This window comes from Nocardia sp. CC213A (genome assembly GCF_030766805.1).
Taxonomy (GTDB): domain Bacteria; phylum Actinomycetota; class Actinomycetes; order Mycobacteriales; family Mycobacteriaceae; genus Nocardia; species Nocardia otitidiscaviarum.
The window spans coordinates 412,159-427,616 of record NZ_JASFXA010000001.1; the positions used below are offsets into that span (position 1 = coordinate 412,159).

The 15,458-nt window shown below is 69.4% G+C and carries 18 protein-coding genes; 13 read left to right on the forward strand and 5 right to left on the reverse strand.

Annotated elements, in window-relative coordinates:
• Window positions 1–156 precede the first annotated feature (156 nt).
• Both QJS31_RS01880 and QJS31_RS01885 read left to right on the forward strand, forming a co-directional pair.
• Window positions 157–1,110 carry an alpha/beta hydrolase gene (locus tag QJS31_RS01880; RefSeq protein WP_282783266.1) on the forward strand — a complete coding sequence of 318 codons (954 nt, stop codon included), beginning with the start codon at window positions 157–159 and terminating at the stop codon, window positions 1,108–1,110.
• A 53-nt stretch (window positions 1,111–1,163) separates the two neighbouring features.
• Complete coding sequence (locus QJS31_RS01885; RefSeq protein WP_306355792.1) at window positions 1,164–1,865, forward strand: hypothetical protein; 702 nt, start codon at window positions 1,164–1,166, stop codon at window positions 1,863–1,865.
• A gap of 18 nt (window positions 1,866–1,883) precedes the next feature.
• Here the strand turns inward: QJS31_RS01885 and QJS31_RS01890 are convergent, their stop codons facing one another.
• Window positions 1,884–2,195: a nitroreductase/quinone reductase family protein gene (locus QJS31_RS01890; RefSeq protein ID WP_282783270.1), complete on the reverse strand. Its 312-nt coding sequence runs from the start codon at window positions 2,193–2,195 to the stop codon at window positions 1,884–1,886.
• A gap of 179 nt (window positions 2,196–2,374) precedes the next feature.
• Between QJS31_RS01890 and QJS31_RS01895 the strand changes: the two genes are divergently transcribed.
• A complete protein-coding gene (locus tag QJS31_RS01895; protein WP_282783272.1) occupies window positions 2,375–3,187 on the forward strand; it encodes an alpha/beta fold hydrolase in 813 nt (270 codons plus the stop codon).
• Between the two features lie 6 nt (window positions 3,188–3,193).
• On the opposite strand, the gene QJS31_RS01900 is transcribed toward QJS31_RS01895, so the two are convergent.
• Window positions 3,194–3,709 (reverse strand): methyltransferase domain-containing protein, encoded by a 516-nt coding sequence (locus tag QJS31_RS01900; protein WP_306355793.1) that lies wholly within the window; start codon window positions 3,707–3,709, stop codon window positions 3,194–3,196.
• 229 nt (window positions 3,710–3,938) lie between these two features.
• On the opposite strand from QJS31_RS01900, the gene QJS31_RS01905 reads away from it, so the two are divergent.
• The 9 genes from QJS31_RS01905 to QJS31_RS01945 all read left to right on the forward strand — a co-directional run bounded on the left by QJS31_RS01905 (window position 3,939) and on the right by QJS31_RS01945 (window position 11,299).
• Window positions 3,939–4,322, forward strand: a complete 384-nt coding sequence (locus tag QJS31_RS01905; protein ID WP_195146971.1) for a PLD nuclease N-terminal domain-containing protein — start codon at window positions 3,939–3,941, stop codon at window positions 4,320–4,322.
• Window positions 4,323–4,990: 668 nt separating this feature from the next.
• The gene (locus tag QJS31_RS01910; RefSeq protein WP_282783276.1) at window positions 4,991–5,359 is read left to right on the forward strand and encodes a hypothetical protein; all 369 of its coding nucleotides are present in this window, start codon (window positions 4,991–4,993) and stop codon (window positions 5,357–5,359) included.
• A 141-nt stretch (window positions 5,360–5,500) separates the two neighbouring features.
• Window positions 5,501–6,496, forward strand: a complete 996-nt coding sequence (locus QJS31_RS01915) for a BtrH N-terminal domain-containing protein (protein WP_282785430.1) — start codon at window positions 5,501–5,503, stop codon at window positions 6,494–6,496.
• Between the two features lie 223 nt (window positions 6,497–6,719).
• On the forward strand, window positions 6,720–8,237 hold the full coding sequence (locus QJS31_RS01920; protein WP_282785429.1) for a SulP family inorganic anion transporter: 1,518 nt from the start codon (window positions 6,720–6,722) through the stop codon (window positions 8,235–8,237).
• A gap of 1 nt (window position 8,238) precedes the next feature.
• The gene (locus QJS31_RS01925) at window positions 8,239–8,652 is read left to right on the forward strand and encodes a MerR family transcriptional regulator (RefSeq protein WP_282785428.1); all 414 of its coding nucleotides are present in this window, start codon (window positions 8,239–8,241) and stop codon (window positions 8,650–8,652) included.
• Between the two features lie 85 nt (window positions 8,653–8,737).
• Window positions 8,738–9,736: an RNA polymerase subunit sigma-70 gene (locus tag QJS31_RS01930; RefSeq protein ID WP_282785427.1), complete on the forward strand. Its 999-nt coding sequence runs from the start codon at window positions 8,738–8,740 to the stop codon at window positions 9,734–9,736.
• A 39-nt stretch (window positions 9,737–9,775) separates the two neighbouring features.
• A complete protein-coding gene (locus tag QJS31_RS01935; RefSeq protein ID WP_372341516.1) occupies window positions 9,776–10,366 on the forward strand; it encodes a maleylpyruvate isomerase family mycothiol-dependent enzyme in 591 nt (196 codons plus the stop codon).
• 74 nt (window positions 10,367–10,440) lie between these two features.
• Window positions 10,441–10,740 (forward strand): hypothetical protein, encoded by a 300-nt coding sequence (locus tag QJS31_RS01940; protein ID WP_282785425.1) that lies wholly within the window; start codon window positions 10,441–10,443, stop codon window positions 10,738–10,740.
• 106 nt (window positions 10,741–10,846) lie between these two features.
• Window positions 10,847–11,299 carry a hypothetical protein gene (locus QJS31_RS01945; protein WP_039814761.1) on the forward strand — a complete coding sequence of 151 codons (453 nt, stop codon included), beginning with the start codon at window positions 10,847–10,849 and terminating at the stop codon, window positions 11,297–11,299.
• A gap of 94 nt (window positions 11,300–11,393) precedes the next feature.
• Here the strand turns inward: QJS31_RS01945 and QJS31_RS01950 are convergent, their stop codons facing one another.
• The 3 genes from QJS31_RS01950 to QJS31_RS01960 all read right to left on the reverse strand — a co-directional run bounded on the left by QJS31_RS01950 (window position 11,394) and on the right by QJS31_RS01960 (window position 14,193).
• A complete protein-coding gene (locus QJS31_RS01950) occupies window positions 11,394–11,678 on the reverse strand; it encodes a hypothetical protein (protein ID WP_143981330.1) in 285 nt (94 codons plus the stop codon).
• Window positions 11,679–11,763: 85 nt separating this feature from the next.
• On the reverse strand, window positions 11,764–12,210 hold the full coding sequence (locus QJS31_RS01955; RefSeq protein ID WP_282785424.1) for a hypothetical protein: 447 nt from the start codon (window positions 12,208–12,210) through the stop codon (window positions 11,764–11,766).
• 588 nt (window positions 12,211–12,798) lie between these two features.
• A complete protein-coding gene (locus QJS31_RS01960; RefSeq protein ID WP_282783737.1) occupies window positions 12,799–14,193 on the reverse strand; it encodes an MFS transporter in 1,395 nt (464 codons plus the stop codon).
• A gap of 74 nt (window positions 14,194–14,267) precedes the next feature.
• On the opposite strand from QJS31_RS01960, the gene QJS31_RS01965 reads away from it, so the two are divergent.
• Window positions 14,268–14,891: a TetR/AcrR family transcriptional regulator gene (locus tag QJS31_RS01965; protein ID WP_282783739.1), complete on the forward strand. Its 624-nt coding sequence runs from the start codon at window positions 14,268–14,270 to the stop codon at window positions 14,889–14,891.
• The last annotated feature ends 567 nt before the right edge of the window (window positions 14,892–15,458 follow it).

Genomic DNA, 15,458 nt, shown 5'->3' on the forward strand with positions numbered 1-15,458 from the left:
TCCCATATCGAAACATAATGGTCACCCCCCGCCCTGTCCAGCCGCAATAGGCTCACGCCGACCGCTTGACAGCAGCGTCGCCATCACCCTTAATGGTCAGCCAAAGAAGAAACGCCATTCCGCTAGAGGAAACAGGCGCCCGCCGTGGGAGTAGCCATGCAACTCAGAGGCCCAGGTCTGGCCACCATCGCCGTACTCGCCGCGCTGCTGGCCGCACCCGAAGCCCAGGCCGCCGACCGCCTGCCCGGAACCATCGACATCCCCTGTGCCGCCACGGTTCTCGAACAGGGCGCGGACTGGTACCTACCCGCTGGACCGCCTCGGGCCCTGGTGTGGGTGCAGCACGGCTTCGCCCGCTCCAGCGGACATGTCGGCGCGCTCGCCTCGACCTTCGCCGACGCCGGATACCTGGTGTTCGCACCGAGCATGCCGTTCATGAACCTCTCGGGCTGCACGCTGCAGAACATCGGCGACAATACGGCGTTCCTGCACGATGTGGCCGCCCTGTTCGGCACCGCCTCCGCGCCGGGCGGCGCGCTGTCGACCAGTCTCGCCGACGCCGCGCACCGCGCGGGCCGCGCCGTTCCCGCCATTCCCGAACGACTGGTGTTCGTCGGGCATTCGGCGGGGGCCGAGGCCGTCGCGTACGTCGCCGAGCGGCTGCGCACCCATCATCTGGAGACGTGGAACACGCTGCGCGGGGTGGTCCTGCTCGACCCGGTGCGCTCGTTCATCGGCAACAATATCGACCGCGCCCTCGACGGCATCTCCGGTACCGACCTGCCGACATTGACGATCTCGGCCCCGCCGTCGCCCTGCAACAGCTTCGGCATCGGCACCCTGGCCGTACGAACTCGTCTGGACCGCCCCTTCCTCGGCGTGCTGCTGCCCTCGGGGGTGCACACCGACGCCGAGGGCACCAGCTCGGACGCGATGGGCGAAATGCTCTGCGGCATCTCGGAATCGGTCAACTCGTCCACGCTGCGCCGACTCGCCCTCGGCTGGATGGGTGACTTCGTCGCCGGAACACGAACACCCGACTACTATCCCGCCGCGCCGCACGGCACGGTGCCCGCCGCGCCCGCGGCTCACCTCCTCACCGGCTACTGACCGCGTCTCGCGGTCGCCTCCTCACCTGTTCCACGTCGAAAGTCCGGTACCCCATGCGTATTCGATCCTCGCTCGCCTCCGGTGTCCTCACCGCCGCCCTCACCGCCGCCGTGATCGGTGCGGCCGATACGCCCGCCGCCGCCGAACCCGCCGAGGAGCAGGGCCTGTCGGGTCTGTCACTGTGCCAGCGCGCCCAGGTGAACACGGCCTCGCTGCGATTGGTCAGATTCCACCGAGCCGGTGGCGAATTCGCCGAGGTGCCCTACACCGACCTCGCCGCGTTCGCGGCGTCGAAACCCCAGGTGCGCCCGCTCACGGTCACCAGCTACATCACCTACGACGACACCGGTGTACCGCGCCAGGTGCGCTGCAAGGGCAAATCGGCCGACCACATCAACCAGGAGTACGGCGACCGCACGGCCGGGGCGAACGGCACCTGCGGTGAAACCAACCGGAGAACACTGTGGCGGGTGGCCCGGGATCTGACCCGGGCGGAACGGGACGCCCTGGTCTACCGCCCGTACCAGGTGACCATCGATCCGGACACTCCGGCGGCCACCGGTCAGGACTGGTTGGCCGACTTCCCGACGGCCACGGTCGATTCCGGCGGCACGCTGCACCTGCCCTCGAAATCCCTGCACGTACCCCTGGATACGCCGGGTATCCCCGACGCCTTCAAAGGGCAGCACTACTGCACCCTGATCGCCCCCGAACACCTGAAGCGCATCCTGCTCGGCACGGTGCCCGCGTCCTGATTCGGGCGGGGTCGACGGTCAGCTCGTCCGCGCGTCCACCCGCGCCGACAGGAACGGCCGACCCGCCTCGACGACGATCTCGGGCTCGGTCATCGCGAGCACCCGCCCGCGATGCTCGAGCTCGAACCGTCCGGCCGCCAGCGTATTGCGCACCCAGTCGCTGGCCCGGCCATAGTTCAGCGCGATCCGCAGTTCCGTACCGCGCCAGGTGGTTCCGACCGGAGTCCGGTAGCGCTTTCCGGTCCGGCGACCGACGTGGACGACATTCGCGTATCCGGGTAGACGGGCGGCCGCCCCGAGGAAGGCCGGATTGGTGATCCGACGGTTCACTCGAGCCAGGACACGCATGGGCCGCCACCGCATGGCTCATGGTATCCGGGGTGCACCGCCGACCGGCCCGATCTGTCGGCCTGCACAAACCGCTCGCGCATCCTTCGACACCGTGCCCATGGCGGGAGTCCGGAACATCGACCATGCTGGAGGGGTTCAGCTGTCGAAGGAGCCGGCCGATGTCGTCATGGAACCGTATCGAACGCGGCAGCGGGGAACCGCTGGTACTGCTGCACGGAGCGGGTGGCACGGCCCGCAACTGGCTGCCGGTCATGGATCGGCTGGCGGTCGACCGCCGGGTGATCGCCCTGGACTTCCCCGGCTTCGGACGCACCCCCTTCCCGGACGACGCGGTGTTCGGAATGGACTGGGCCATGGGCGAATTGGCGGCCGAGCTGCGGCGGCTGGGGATCGACGGTCCGGTGGATCTGGCGGGCAACTCCATGGGCGGCTGGTTCGCGCTGGAGGCCGCCAAGCGGGGCATGGCGCGCTCGGTGGTGGCGCTCGCCCCGGCCGGGCTGTGGCGGCGCGGCATGCCCGGGCTGCTGTACACGCAGTTCCACTCCATGCTGGCGGGCAGCATGCTGACCCGGGGACCGGGTGCGGCGGTCCTGCGCATTCCACCGGTCCGCTACGCCGGTCTGGCCGTGGTGGCCAGCCGCCCCTGGCGGATCAGCGCGGCCGAGGGCATCCGCATGGTCCGCGACCTGGACCGTTCCGAACGGGCGCTGCGCATCGCGGTGAGTCATGCCCGCGGTTTGCGGTTCGAGGGCGGTCAGGACATCGACGCCCCGGTGACGGTCGCCTTCGGCACCCGCGATCTCATGCTGCCGTCGGGCGTCAGCCAGCACCGGGATCAACTGCCCGCCCACACCCGCTGGGTGCGCCTGCCCGGCTGCGGGCATGTGCCCATGTCCGACGATCCGGACCTGGTGGCGGGCACGATCCTGGACGGGATCGCACGTCCCGCCGCCAGGGAAGCGAGCGCCTGAGCTGCGCTACGGACGCAGCAGGAAGTATCGCCAGAAGGCGTTCTCGATGGGCAGCACGCGGGCCTCGATGAATCCGGCCTCCCGTGCCCAGCGCAGCAGGGTCGGCGTGCGGAGCATGGTGCCGGTGGCCTCCACCGGGTTCTCGGCCATGGTGGCGGTCAGGTAGTGCAGCACGCTGCAACCGAATTGGAAGCGTTCCAGCAGGGGTCCGGGGGTGGTCAGCTCGTCCTCGACCCGATCGTCACCGATGAGGACCGCGCCGTCGGCCGTGAGGGCACGGCGGGCGGCGCGCAGGGTGCCCACCGGATCGCCCATGTCGTGCAGAGTTTCGAACAGTGTGATCAGTTGGTACGCACCGGTTTCGGTGAGTGCGGCGGCGTCGGTCGCGGTGTAGCGCACCCGGTCGGCCAGTCCGGCCGCCGCGGCCGCCGCACGCGCCTCCTCGATCGAGGCGGCGTCCAGGTCCACGCCGTGCACGCTCGTGTGCGGGTAGGTGGTCGACAGGGCGGTGGTGGCGCTCACCACACCACCGTCTGAACGTTGCTCGGCCGAGTCTGAACCCCGCGCCCACCGGCCGCCTGTCGCTCCGCCGACCGTCTCGATGTCACGCCGCCGACGCATCGCCCATTTGCCAACTGGTTGCCACATGCCGACTCGAGGTACTGTTCACCCTTCGAAAGATCCTTGGGGGATTCGCGAAGTAGCACCGCCGAACCGGTCGAGTACCCCGAACGTGTTCGAGGAGAACGCCATGCCCTACCTGATCGTCGGACTCATCACCCTGGCCCTGTGGGTGTTCTGCCTGATCGACGTGATCACCGCCCCCGAGTCCGGCATCCGCCACCTCCCCAAGGGCGCCTGGCTCCTGGTCATCCTCTTCGTCCCCACCGTCGGCGCCCTGCTCTGGCTCATCCTCGGCCGCCCCTACGAACCCCCGCGCCCCCGCTCCACCACCGCCTACCCCGAATACGACCGCCCCGGCCGCTACATCCCCCGCAACCCCGACGACGACGAGGAGTTCCTCCGCGCCCTCCGCGCCCGCGCCGAACAGCAGCGCGCCGAGGCCAAACGCCAGGAGGAAGCCCGGCAGCGCGACCTCGAACTCCGCCGCCAACAGGGCGAACAGGTGGACTGAACCCATACGCGAGCGAAAGCCGAGCCGCCCCGACTCCTGCTTGCTCTGGCTGCTGACCGCGCAGACCATCTTCTCCCTGGACACCATCGCGCACGCCGTGACGCTGTCGGGCACACGCTCGGACTACGCGCTCACAGCCGCGCTCGCGCTGGTCTGGGGAGCGATTGGCTGGGCCTCGATCAGGCGCACCCCAGCCCGGGACCGGCAGCGGGACCGACCGCGCACACCGGCCGGATCGAGGCCCATATCCGACCGCTCGGCACGGCGTCGCGCCACTCGCCCGGCAGGCCCTCCGGCATCCCGACCCGGGCAGCGAAACCCGGGAAGACTCACGTCAGAGCGCAGTAGCCAATCAGTTGCCATACCTTGCTGATCGTCCCTCGACGCGACGCGACAGTGAAGCCGGTCCTCGGTAACGATCCAGATACGGACACTGCGCCGGAGGCGGTTCCGGACGCGACACGGAGAACGAATACTCCAGCGCCGCAGTGCCTTTCGGCGGAGACGCCGCGTTCGTGTGAGGTGGGTCGCTGTGGTGGCCGGGCAGTGACCGCTATCGCATTCCACTTCCTGGTCGCATGACCGGCGTGTCATGGTCGCAGTCGTCGCCGGGCCTGGCGCGTCGCACCATTCGGAAGGTTTCTCATCGGCTCCCCACGGAGGACACCATGCCTACTCGGACCACCGCTTTCACCCTGCTGACCGCCGCGAGCGGAATCGTCGCCGCCACCGTGATCGGCGCCGGATCGGCCGCCGCGGCCACCCCGGTCGCCGGACCGGGGGCGGTCGGATTGGAACTGACGCCCGGCGAGACGGCGGCGCTGGCCAGTGGTCCGGTACCCGCGCTGGTCGACCAGGTGGTGCCGTACAACGCCACCTCGGTGGCGCTCGCGCCGGGATCGCAGCTGGCCGAGAACGACGCGTGGCGGTTCGCCCCGCTGCGCGACATCATCGGTGAGGCCGCGGCGCACCCCGGCGGGAACGTGGCCGTCCTGGTGAGCCCCGCCGACGGACTGATCGTCGTCCAGAACTGGTAGATGCCCGACCGCGGATGGCCCGTCGATCGCATCGGCGGGCCATCCGCGCGCATCGGCGCCGGGCGGCACCCTGGACTCTCCTCCGGTGGGAGAGTCCACCATGGACCGTGGTTCTCCGCTCCCGTCCAAGGAAGGTTGGCGATGGCCACGGTGGTAGACGTCGACGCGCGCGGTGCGCAGCACTGCGAGACGACGGCGCTGGGCGTCCTGCTGCGACAGCGGGGCCTCGAGCTGTCCGAGCCCATGCTCTTCGGGCTCGGCGGCGGGCTGTCCTTCCTCTACTGGGACAGCAAGGCCATGGGCTTCCCCTTCCTCGGCGGACGCGTCAAACCGTTCGACCTCACCCGCAACCTCGCCGCCGCCCTCGGACTGAACCTGCGCGTGCACGAGACCACGTCACCGCGCAAGGCGTGGGAGAACGTGGCCTCCGCCCTCGACGACGGCCAGCCGGTGGGCCTTCAGCTCGACAGCTACCACCTGGACTACTTCGGCTCGAAGGTGCACTTCGGCGGCCATATCGTCGCCATGTACGGCTACGACGACCACAGCGCCTTCCTGGTCGACACCGCACAGCAGGGCGGCGCGGTCACCACCAGCCTGGCCAGCCTCGCCGCGGCCCGCGCCGCACGCGGCCCGATGACGGCCAGGAACCGCTCCTTCACGCTCACGCCGCCCACTCCCCCACCCGGCCCATGCGGCCCGATCGTTCCCGCCGTCACCGCCTGCGCCCGCGCCTTCCTCGAGCCACCCATCGCCAATATCGGCTACCGCGGCATCGAGAAGGCCGCTCGGCTGGTGCCCACCTGGTTCGAACGCACCGACAACCCGGGCCGCGACCTGCCAGAGGCCGCGCTGCTCATGGAGCGGGCCGGGACCGGCGGCGCCCTGTTCCGCAATCTCTACCGCGACTTCCTCGCCGAGGCGATGGAGCTGTGCGACGCCAGCGAACTTCGCACCGGCCACCGCCTGTACAGCCGTGCGGCCACCCACTGGACCGAGGTGGCCACGCTCCTCACGCAGGCCGGAACGACAAGCGCCACAGAGTATCTCGCTCAGGCGGGAACGCTGCTCGGCGAGGCCGCCCGCATCGAGCGCGAGGCCATGCTCGCCCTCGTTCGACTCGGCGAGCCGGAATGAGATCTCGGCCACGTCCGCCCCGCCGAGCTTGCGACTCTACCCGCACGGGAGGGTAGAGTTCCCATCGCTGAGCGTTAGCTGAGATTCCGCATCAGGCAGTGTGGCCGATGCCGATCAGCAGTGGTTCCGCATCGTCGGCCGCTCGCATCCGGAATGAATTCTGTTCATGCCCACGCGTTTCCGCACTCCGGTGACGCGTGCGCAGTGATGATTGGAGCCGCCGATGGCGACCGCCGCGCCCACCCGCGATACCGAAGGGTCGGTACTTCACGCTCTGCGCCATCCCACCCGATTGCGTACCGAGGTGCTGGCCGGTCTCGTCGTCGCGCTGGCCCTCATCCCCGAGGCGATCTCCTTCTCGATCATCGCGGGCGTGGATCCGCGCGTCGGCCTGTTCGCCTCCTTCACCATGGCCGTCACCATCGCCATCGTGGGCGGTCGCCGGGCCATGATCTCGGCGGCGACCGGTGCGGTGGCGCTGGTCGTCGCACCGGTGGTGGCCGAGCACGGGCTCGACTATCTCATCGCCACGGTGATCCTGGCGGGTGTGCTCCAGATCGTGCTGAGTGTGCTCGGCGTGGCCAAGCTGATGCGCTTCATTCCGCGCAGCGTCATGGTGGGTTTCGTCAACGCCCTGGCCATCCTCATCTTCCTGGCCCAGATCCCGCATCTGCTGGGCGTGCCGTGGCTGGTGTACCCGATGGTCGCGATCGGCCTGCTGATCATGGTGTTCCTGCCCAAGCTCACCACCGCCGTCCCGGCCCCGCTGGTGGCCATAGTCGCGCTCACCGCGGTCACCATCGCGTTCGCGCTGAATGTGCCGAATGTCGGCGACGAGGGTGAACTGCCGTCGAGCCTGCCGGTGCTGCTGCTGCCGAACGTGCCGCTGAACCTGGACACCCTGACGATCATCGCACCCTACGCCCTGGCCATGGCGCTGGTCGGCCTGCTCGAATCCCTCATGACCGCCAAACTGGTCGACGACATCACCGACACCCACTCCGACAAGACCCGTGAGGGTTGGGGCCAGGGCATCGCCAATGTGGTCACCGGCTTCTTCGGCGGCATGGGCGGCTGCGCCATGATCGGCCAGACCATGATCAATGTGAAGGTGTCCGGCGCGCGCACCCGCATCTCCACCTTCCTCGCCGGCGTCTTCCTGCTCATCCTGGTGGTGGGCCTGGGCGATGTGGTCGCGCTGATTCCCATGGCTGCCCTGGTCGCGGTCATGATCATGGTGTCGGTCGGCACCATGGACTGGCACTCCATCACCCCGAAGACGTTGCGGCGCATGCCGATCGCCGAGACCACCGTCATGCTGGTCACCGTCGCGGTCACCGTGTTCACCCACAATCTCGCCTACGGCGTCATCGTCGGCGTGCTCACCGCCATGGTCGCCTTCGCCCACCGCGTCGCCCACTTCACCGAGGTGACCACGGTGCACGAGGCCGACACCGACGAGGACGGCGATATCGACACCCGCGTCTACACGGTGCGCGGCGAACTGTTCTTCGCCTCCAGCAATGACCTGGTCTACCAGTTCGACTACACCGGCGACCCGCACAACGTGATCATCGACATGTCCGACGCCCACATCTGGGACGCCTCCACCGTCGCCACCCTCGACGCCATCACCACCAAGTACGCGTCCAAGGGCAAGAACGTCGAGATCATCGGACTCGAGCCCGCCTCCGAACAGCGCCGCGAACGCCTCAGCGGCCACCTCGCCGGAGCGCACTGACATGGCCGACCGCGCCACCCTGCAGATCGGTCAGGTCGCCGAGCGAACCGAGTTGTCGATCAAGACGATTCGACACTACGACGAGGTCGGCCTGGTCACCCCCTCGGCGCGTTCGACCGGCGGCTTCCGCCTCTACACCGAGGCCGACGTGCGCCGCCTCATGGTCATCCGCCGAATGAAGCCGCTGGGATTCACCCTCGCCGAGATGAAGGAACTGCTGGAATCGCTGGCCGTCCTGGACGATGCCACCGCCGACACCAACCGGCGCCGCCGAGCCGCCGAGGTCCTGCGCGACTGCCACGACAAGGCCGAGGCGAGCTGCGCGACACTGCGCCGCCAACTCGCCTACGCCGAGGAATTCGCCGCTCTGCTGTCCGATCGCAGCGCGGCGCGCGACTCCGCACCCGCGACCTAGCGCGCCGGATTCGCCCGAGGGCGCGCGCCACCACGCCGACGCGACCGTGGTGGCCCCCGCGCGCCCCGGCTGCGAGCATGGGGCGGTGGCCGTCGATACCGAAGAACTGGATCCCCGCGCATTGGAGGCGCTGCGGATGCCACTGACCGGTTACTGCTACCGCCTGCTCGGCTCCGCCGCCGACACCGACGACGCGGTGCAGGAGACGCTGATCCGCGCCTATACCCGACGCGACGGCTTCGACCCCGGCAAGGGGCGGCTGTCCACATGGGTGCACGCCATCGCCACCAATGTGTGCCTGGACATGCTGCGGTCGGCGCGGCGGCGGATGCTGGTGTGGGAGGGGCCGGTTCCCGAGGGGTTCGATGCCGGCTCGGTGCTGCCCGCCGACCGGTGGGTCGAGCCGATGCCCGACGCCGAACTCATCGAGGCGACCGATCCGGCCGAGGTGGTCGTGCGGCGCGAATCGGTGCGGTTGGCGTTCGTGGCGGCGCTTCAGCATCTGCCGCCGCGACAGCGGGCCGTGCTGGTGCTGCGCGATGTGCTGGCGTTCTCGGCGGCCGAGACCGCCGGGATGCTCGGGGTCAGCGCGGCGGCGGCGAACAGTGCCCTGCAGCGGGCGCGCGCGACGCTCGACACGGTGCGGACCGATCGCGGGCACGCGCTCGACCTCGACGCCGAGCGGGATCGCGACCTGTTGCGGCGGTATCTGGTCGCCTTCGAGGCACACGATGTCGATGCCTTGGCCGCGCTGCTGTGCGAGGACGCCGAATCGAGTATGCCGCCGTTCCCCTGGCGCATCGACGGGCGCGACGCCCAGCTCCGGATCTTCGCCGCGGCCGACGCCTGTACGCGTGATCGGCTGGTGCCCGTCCGGCTCAATGGATCCGCCGGATTCGGCCAGTACCGCCCGGACGAGCACGGAGTGCTGCGCCCGTTCGCCCTGCTCGCGCTCGAGCAGCGCGGCGGTCGCATCGCGCGACAGCTGACCTTCCTGGGGACGCACGCTCGATTCGCGCGATTCGGATTGCCCGAGACATTCGATTCCGCGACGACCGATGAATCTCGGCCACCCGCGTCGTAGCAGTAGTGACCCTATCGCTACGACGCTTCGGAGATGCCCGTGACCGACACCATCGACCTGCGCGCCCACACCACCGCCGAGCGGGAACGCCTCGCCGACCTGCTCGCCACCCTCACCCCCGACCAGTGGGCCGCGCCCTCGCTCTGCACCGGCTGGCGGGTCCGTGAGGTCGTCGCCCACATGACCATGGCCTACCGCATCTCGTTGCCGCGATTCGCCATCGGCTTGGCCGCGGCCCGCTTCTCGTTCAACCGCTATGCCGACCGCGCGGCTCGCGCCGATACGCGGCGTCTGAGCGACGCCGAACTACTGACCTGCCTGCGCGACAATGTGAACCATCCGTGGCAGCCGCCGGGCGGCGGCCCCGCGGGCGCGCTGAGCCACGACGTCATCCACGGTCTCGACATCACCGAACCGCTGGGCCTGCCCGCCGCCCCGGCCGCCCGCATCGCGCTGGTCCTCGGTCACGGTGATGCGAAGACCCTCGCCTACTTCGGCGTCGACCTCACCGGCGTGCAACTGCGGGCGACCGACGCGGACTGCACGATCGGCTCCGGAACCCCGGTCGCCATGCCCGCCAAGGACATCCTCCTCACCGTCACCGGTCGCCGCCCCCTCGAGCGGGGGTGACCCGACGCGGATCAGGGTGCCACTCGGGGAATTCACCGATGCGCCCGATTCGGCGGGCGAGGACACTCGACAGTGTGACGACCAACGATGCCACCCCCCGTACACCTGTCGCCCCGGCCGACTTCACGCCCGCCCCGCGCCCACGCGGCGGCGGGACCCGCTCGCTCGGCCTCGCCCTGCTCGCCGCCGCGTTCCTGGCCGCACCCGCCGCGTGGGCGGCCGGTACGGCCACCGCGGACAACGGCGACGAGCGGGGTTACGGCTACGTGCTCCAGTTCGGTGAGAACGGCTACGAACACCACTGGGTCCAGCACCCCGACCGCACCGGCTACTACTACCACGACGGCCGGATGTACTGGAATCCGGGCAAGTAGCCCGACACTCCCGAACGGTGCGGATACTCGCGTCGATTCCGCCTGCACCGCCGGATGATTCGCCCGCTCCGACCCGAGTGTCGGTGAACGGCGCTAGTCTCGCCCCATGGGCATTTCGTCGCGGCGCGATGGCCCGGTCGATCCGATCGCGGCCGCGTTCTTCTGGCTGCCGGAACTCGGCATGCCACCGCGTCCCGGTGTGGAGGGCCTGTCCCGGCCCGCCGCCCGGGTCGTCATCGAGGCGGCACCGCAAGCCTGGCGCTACGCGGGCGACTGTCTCGGCACCAATTACGCACTGGAGTCCTTCACACTGGTCGAACGCCTCGGCAGGCAGGCCCCCGATCTCATCCGCCGGGGCAAGCCCGTCCGCTGGGCACGAGCCTGCGTCTGGGCGGTCGGCCACCGGTACGGGCTCATCGGCCAGGACTGCGGCCTGGATGTGCCGAACCTGTCCCGGGAGCTCGACGCCAAACCGCACTACCTGAACCGGGACGCCGCCGCCATCCGCGAGGTCATCGACCAGAACTGGCACATCCCGCTGGACTACGACTTCAGCTAGGCGGCGCTGCGACCGGTCCGGCGAGTGTCGGCCACCGCCACAGCCGGCGATTCGGCGATTCCGGGGGCCTACCGGCGCACAGCGGCCCTCGAGTTCAGTCGATATGGAAGGTGTCCGCGCGGTGCGACAGCCGTTCGGCGAAGGTCTCCGTCCACGCGGTGGACTCGGGTTCGTCGGGGGTGATGGGGGTGCGGTGGCTCGCTCTGGGCGGCACGGGAATATCGCGTCGCTCGGAGCCGCCCGGACCGGCCTGGAGGGCCAGTAGCCGCACACCCCAGCGGACGTAGGCCGGAACACTCATCCCCGCGCACTCGGCGGCATCGCGCAACGTGAGCCAGTCCCCCTCGCTCACGGTCACCACTATGTCTTTGCTCGCCATACCCGACAACCGTAGACCGCGTTCGGGGACCGCGCAGCGAGTCCGGGTATCCGCTGTGCGTGCATCGGGCGCGACATCCGACCGGCTATCGGGCACTGACGTCCGGTGTGCGGATCCGCCACATGCCGCCGCCGATGGCGAGTACGCCCCGGGCGGGCAGGGCGACCGCACCGATGACCGGGTTCTCGGCCAGGCGCACGGGATTGCCGGGATCCTGGCCGTCGAGCACGGCCGATGCCGCCGTGATCAGGTACATCTGCTCGGGCATCAGGGTTCCGTAATGGCCGCTCGGCATCGTGCCGGACATCCGCAGGGAGCCCATACCCAGTGCGGCGGCCGCGATTTCACGGGCCCGCAACAGCGACCGCGAACGCCAGGTCAGCGGCAGACGCGGTCCCAGCACGTTCGGCAGCCGCAGCGCCGACGCCCCGGTGGCGGTGAACGTCCACTCCACCGTGGGGTCGTCGACCGTCCCACGCACCGACGCCGGTCCGATCCAGGTCACCTCGATGGCCGGGCCACGGTGCGTCACCGCGGCGTTCCGGCAGGTCCCGCAACCAGGTCGCCAGGCCGAGCACGGTCCTCACCTCCGTGCGATCCGTCCACGACGCGGCCGCGGCGGGAACCGTGGCGAGTGGCGAGGTGAACCGGACCACCAACGCTAGCCGCGGTGCGGCCTCGTGTCGTCGGGTGTGCATCCGCAGCGCCGGGTCGTCGGCGATGATCTCGCCGTACTCGGGATCGGCATCCGGTTCGGAGAGCGACTCCCGCGGCCGCGGCACGAAAGGCGTCGACCACGGCCGGATCGAACTGGATGCCGCGCCGGGAGCGGACGACGTCGAGCGCGGCGTCCATCCCGGCCGTCCGGTACACCATCTCGACGACGTCGGCGAGATGGAACGGCCACACACCGAGTCCGATGCGGTCACCACCCACACCGCCCGGCACCTACGGCGATCTCGATGACGCACTGGACGGTCTCATCGGCAGCATCGTCGCGTATCCGGAGATCTGAGCACGGCGCACACCAGGACCTACTGCGACCGGAGGTCCCGGAAGTTTCCCGACGCACCGCGCGAGCCCGAACCACCGCCCGCAGAGGGAAATTCGATATGAGTGGTCAGGACACATCGCGCTGGGCGGGTAGGGCAGCGGCGATGAGCGCGACCACGATCATGACGGCGGCGATGGCGCAGAAGGCGCGGTCGTACGCGCCGTGCACACCCGCCACCGTGGTGAGCGCGGCCACACCGAGCGCACCGCCGACCTGCTTGGCGGTGTTCATCAGGCCCGAGGCCGCGCCGGCGTCCGGGGTCGGCACACCGGCGGTGACGGCCACGGTGATCGGAGTGTTCAGCAACCCGCCGCCGATGCTGAAAACCACGGCGGGACCGAGTATTCCGAGGAGATACCCGCTGTCGACCTCGAGGTGGGCCTGCCACCAGAATCCGGTCGCGGCGAGCACGGCGCCGACCGCGATGAGCACGCGGCCGTCGACACGGCGCATCAGCCACGGCGTCGCGCGCGCACCCACCAGGATCGCGACCACGGTGTGCGGCAGGAAGGCCAGACCGGTCAGCAACGGGCTGTAGCCGAGGACGTCCTGCATGGACAGGGTGAGGAAGAGCCACATCGGATTCAGGCAGGCACCCGCCAGCAGCATGGCCGCATTGCCCACGGCCACCGAGCGAATGCCGAACAGGCGCAGGGGGATCAACGGGACCACCGCCACCCGCGCCTCGACCACGACGAACACCACGAGCAGACCGACGCCCAACGCGATGCCGGTTACCGTCACCGGTGCCGTCCATCCTGATGTCGCCGCCTCCGCGATGCCGAAGGCGAGAGCGCTCACGCCCGCCGTAGCCAGGACGGCACCGATCGCATCCAGCCGCGGCCGCGCGCCGGTCGGCCGATCGGCGGCGACGTAGCGCGCTGTGAGCACCACCGCCGCCACGCCGAGAGGGACGTTGATCAGGAGGGTGGACCGCCAAGAGAGATATTCGGTCAGAATGCCGCCCACGAGATTGCCCGCGGTGCCGCCGCCCATCCCCACCGCCGTCCAGGTCGCCAACGCCCTGGTGCGAGCGGCGCCTTCGGGGAAGGTGGCCGTGAGCATGGTCAAGGTGGCGGGCGCAAGCACCGCCGCCCCCAGCCCCTGCACCGCACGCGCCGCCACCAGCATTCCGGCCGAACCGGCAAGGCCGCCGACCAGGCTCGCGCCCGAGAACAGCAGCAGTCCGGCCAGGAAGACTCGGCGGCGGCCATACAGATCGGCGAGGCGACCGCCCAGCAGCAGCAACCCCGCGAAGGTGAGTGCGTACGCGGTGACCACCCACTGCTGCCCGGTCTCGCCGAAGCCGAGCGCCTCCCGAATCGACGGAAGCGCCACATTCACCACGGAGATGTCCAGCACCACCGCGCACTGGGCGGCGCACGCCACCGCGAGCACGACGCCGCCCGTGTCGCCCCGCTTCTCGTCGAGAAGGTTCGCTCGGACCTCGCGTTGGGACATGCCCGCCTCCCGGCTTATACGCTTGTACCATATACACTTGTATCACGAAGTGCCGCCGAGCGAAAGGAAGGGTCGTGCCCCGCACTCCAGACCACGCGGCTCGCCGCGCACAGATCGCCGACGCCCTGGTCCGGGTGGCGAGCCGGGATGGCCTGCACGCGGTCACCATGCGATCGGTCGCGGCCGAGGCGGAGGTCTCACTGCGCCTGGTGCAGTACTACTTTCACGACAAGGAACATCTGCTGATCGGCGCGCTGGAACATCTCGAACAGCGCAGCCACCGACGCTGGGCGCAGCGCCTGGCCGAACTCCCCGATCCCCCGCCGCCACGCGCCGTCATCGAGGCGTTCCTGCTCGAGGCACTGCCGACCGACGATCCGAGCCGGGTGTTCCACCTGGTCGGCACGTCCTACGCCGTACTCGCCATGACCGATCCCCGCATCGCCGAGCAGCCCTTCATCGGTGGGGTGAGCCGCCTCGAGCGGCAACTCGCCGGCACCCTCGCCACCGCCCGGGCCGCGGGCGAACTGGCCGACGACGTCGATATCGACATCGAGGCGATACGCCTGGTCACCCTCACCAACGGCTTGGGCACCACCGTCTTGGTCGGCCAGCGCAGCGTCGACGACGCCATCGCGGTGGTCCGCTATCACCTCGATCGCCTGTTCCGGCCCGCGCGCGGCGGGTCTGCCCGCTGATCACATCGGATGCGATTCCAGCGGCGGGTCCAACGGCTTTCGAAGATGCGATTACCGATTGCGAGGTCAGGAGAATCCGTGAGATCCGCCGTCGACCGAATGGTCGGATCTGAATTGACAAATACGACCGGTCAGTATTCATCGCCTGTCCGCCCCGGTTTCGACACCTACTTCACGAACCGGGGGGTGCGGACGGATCATCGTATGAGCGATCGAAATGCTGTGGCAATTGCTCGCATTTCACGGAGATGTACCAGACCTTTCGGTGCGGTTAACGGCCCAGCATCCGGTATGCAGGCAGTATGCGGCGTTCGGCGCATGAGCACACGAAAAACTGGTCGGATGCCTGGCGATACGCGGCGATGTTGCTCCTGAACCGTTAGCGCTGCGCGCGGCGATTCCACCCGGTAATATCAAGCGGCGGTATCTGAATACGCTGCGGTCGAACGTATTTGGCGCGCCGATGCAGGATGTCGAGTCGAGCCCTGCGCTGGCACCCGACCGCATGAAACAGGGAGTTCATTGTGGCGAGGTCGGATCGGCACTCGAGCCTCATACTACTCGCGC

What these genes read in the sequence shown, in the direction of transcription:
- QJS31_RS01880 (WP_282783266.1), top strand. Translation starts at nt 157, where the DNA reads ATGCAACTCAGAGGCCCAGGTCTGGCCACCATCGCCGTACTCGCCGCG.
- QJS31_RS01885 (WP_306355792.1), top strand. Translation starts at nt 1,164, where the DNA reads ATGCGTATTCGATCCTCGCTCGCCTCCGGTGTCCTCACCGCCGCCCTC.
- QJS31_RS01895 (WP_282783272.1), top strand. Translation starts at nt 2,375, where the DNA reads ATGTCGTCATGGAACCGTATCGAACGCGGCAGCGGGGAACCGCTGGTA.
- QJS31_RS01905 (WP_195146971.1), top strand. Translation starts at nt 3,939, where the DNA reads ATGCCCTACCTGATCGTCGGACTCATCACCCTGGCCCTGTGGGTGTTC.
- QJS31_RS01910 (WP_282783276.1), top strand. Translation starts at nt 4,991, where the DNA reads ATGCCTACTCGGACCACCGCTTTCACCCTGCTGACCGCCGCGAGCGGA.
- QJS31_RS01915 (WP_282785430.1), top strand. Translation starts at nt 5,501, where the DNA reads ATGGCCACGGTGGTAGACGTCGACGCGCGCGGTGCGCAGCACTGCGAG.
- QJS31_RS01920 (WP_282785429.1), top strand. Translation starts at nt 6,720, where the DNA reads ATGGCGACCGCCGCGCCCACCCGCGATACCGAAGGGTCGGTACTTCAC.
- QJS31_RS01925 (WP_282785428.1), top strand. Translation starts at nt 8,239, where the DNA reads ATGGCCGACCGCGCCACCCTGCAGATCGGTCAGGTCGCCGAGCGAACC.
- QJS31_RS01945 (WP_039814761.1), top strand. Translation starts at nt 10,847, where the DNA reads ATGGGCATTTCGTCGCGGCGCGATGGCCCGGTCGATCCGATCGCGGCC.
- QJS31_RS01950 (WP_143981330.1), bottom strand. Translation starts at nt 11,678, where the DNA reads ATGGCGAGCAAAGACATAGTGGTGACCGTGAGCGAGGGGGACTGGCTC.
- QJS31_RS01960 (WP_282783737.1), bottom strand. Translation starts at nt 14,193, where the DNA reads ATGTCCCAACGCGAGGTCCGAGCGAACCTTCTCGACGAGAAGCGGGGC.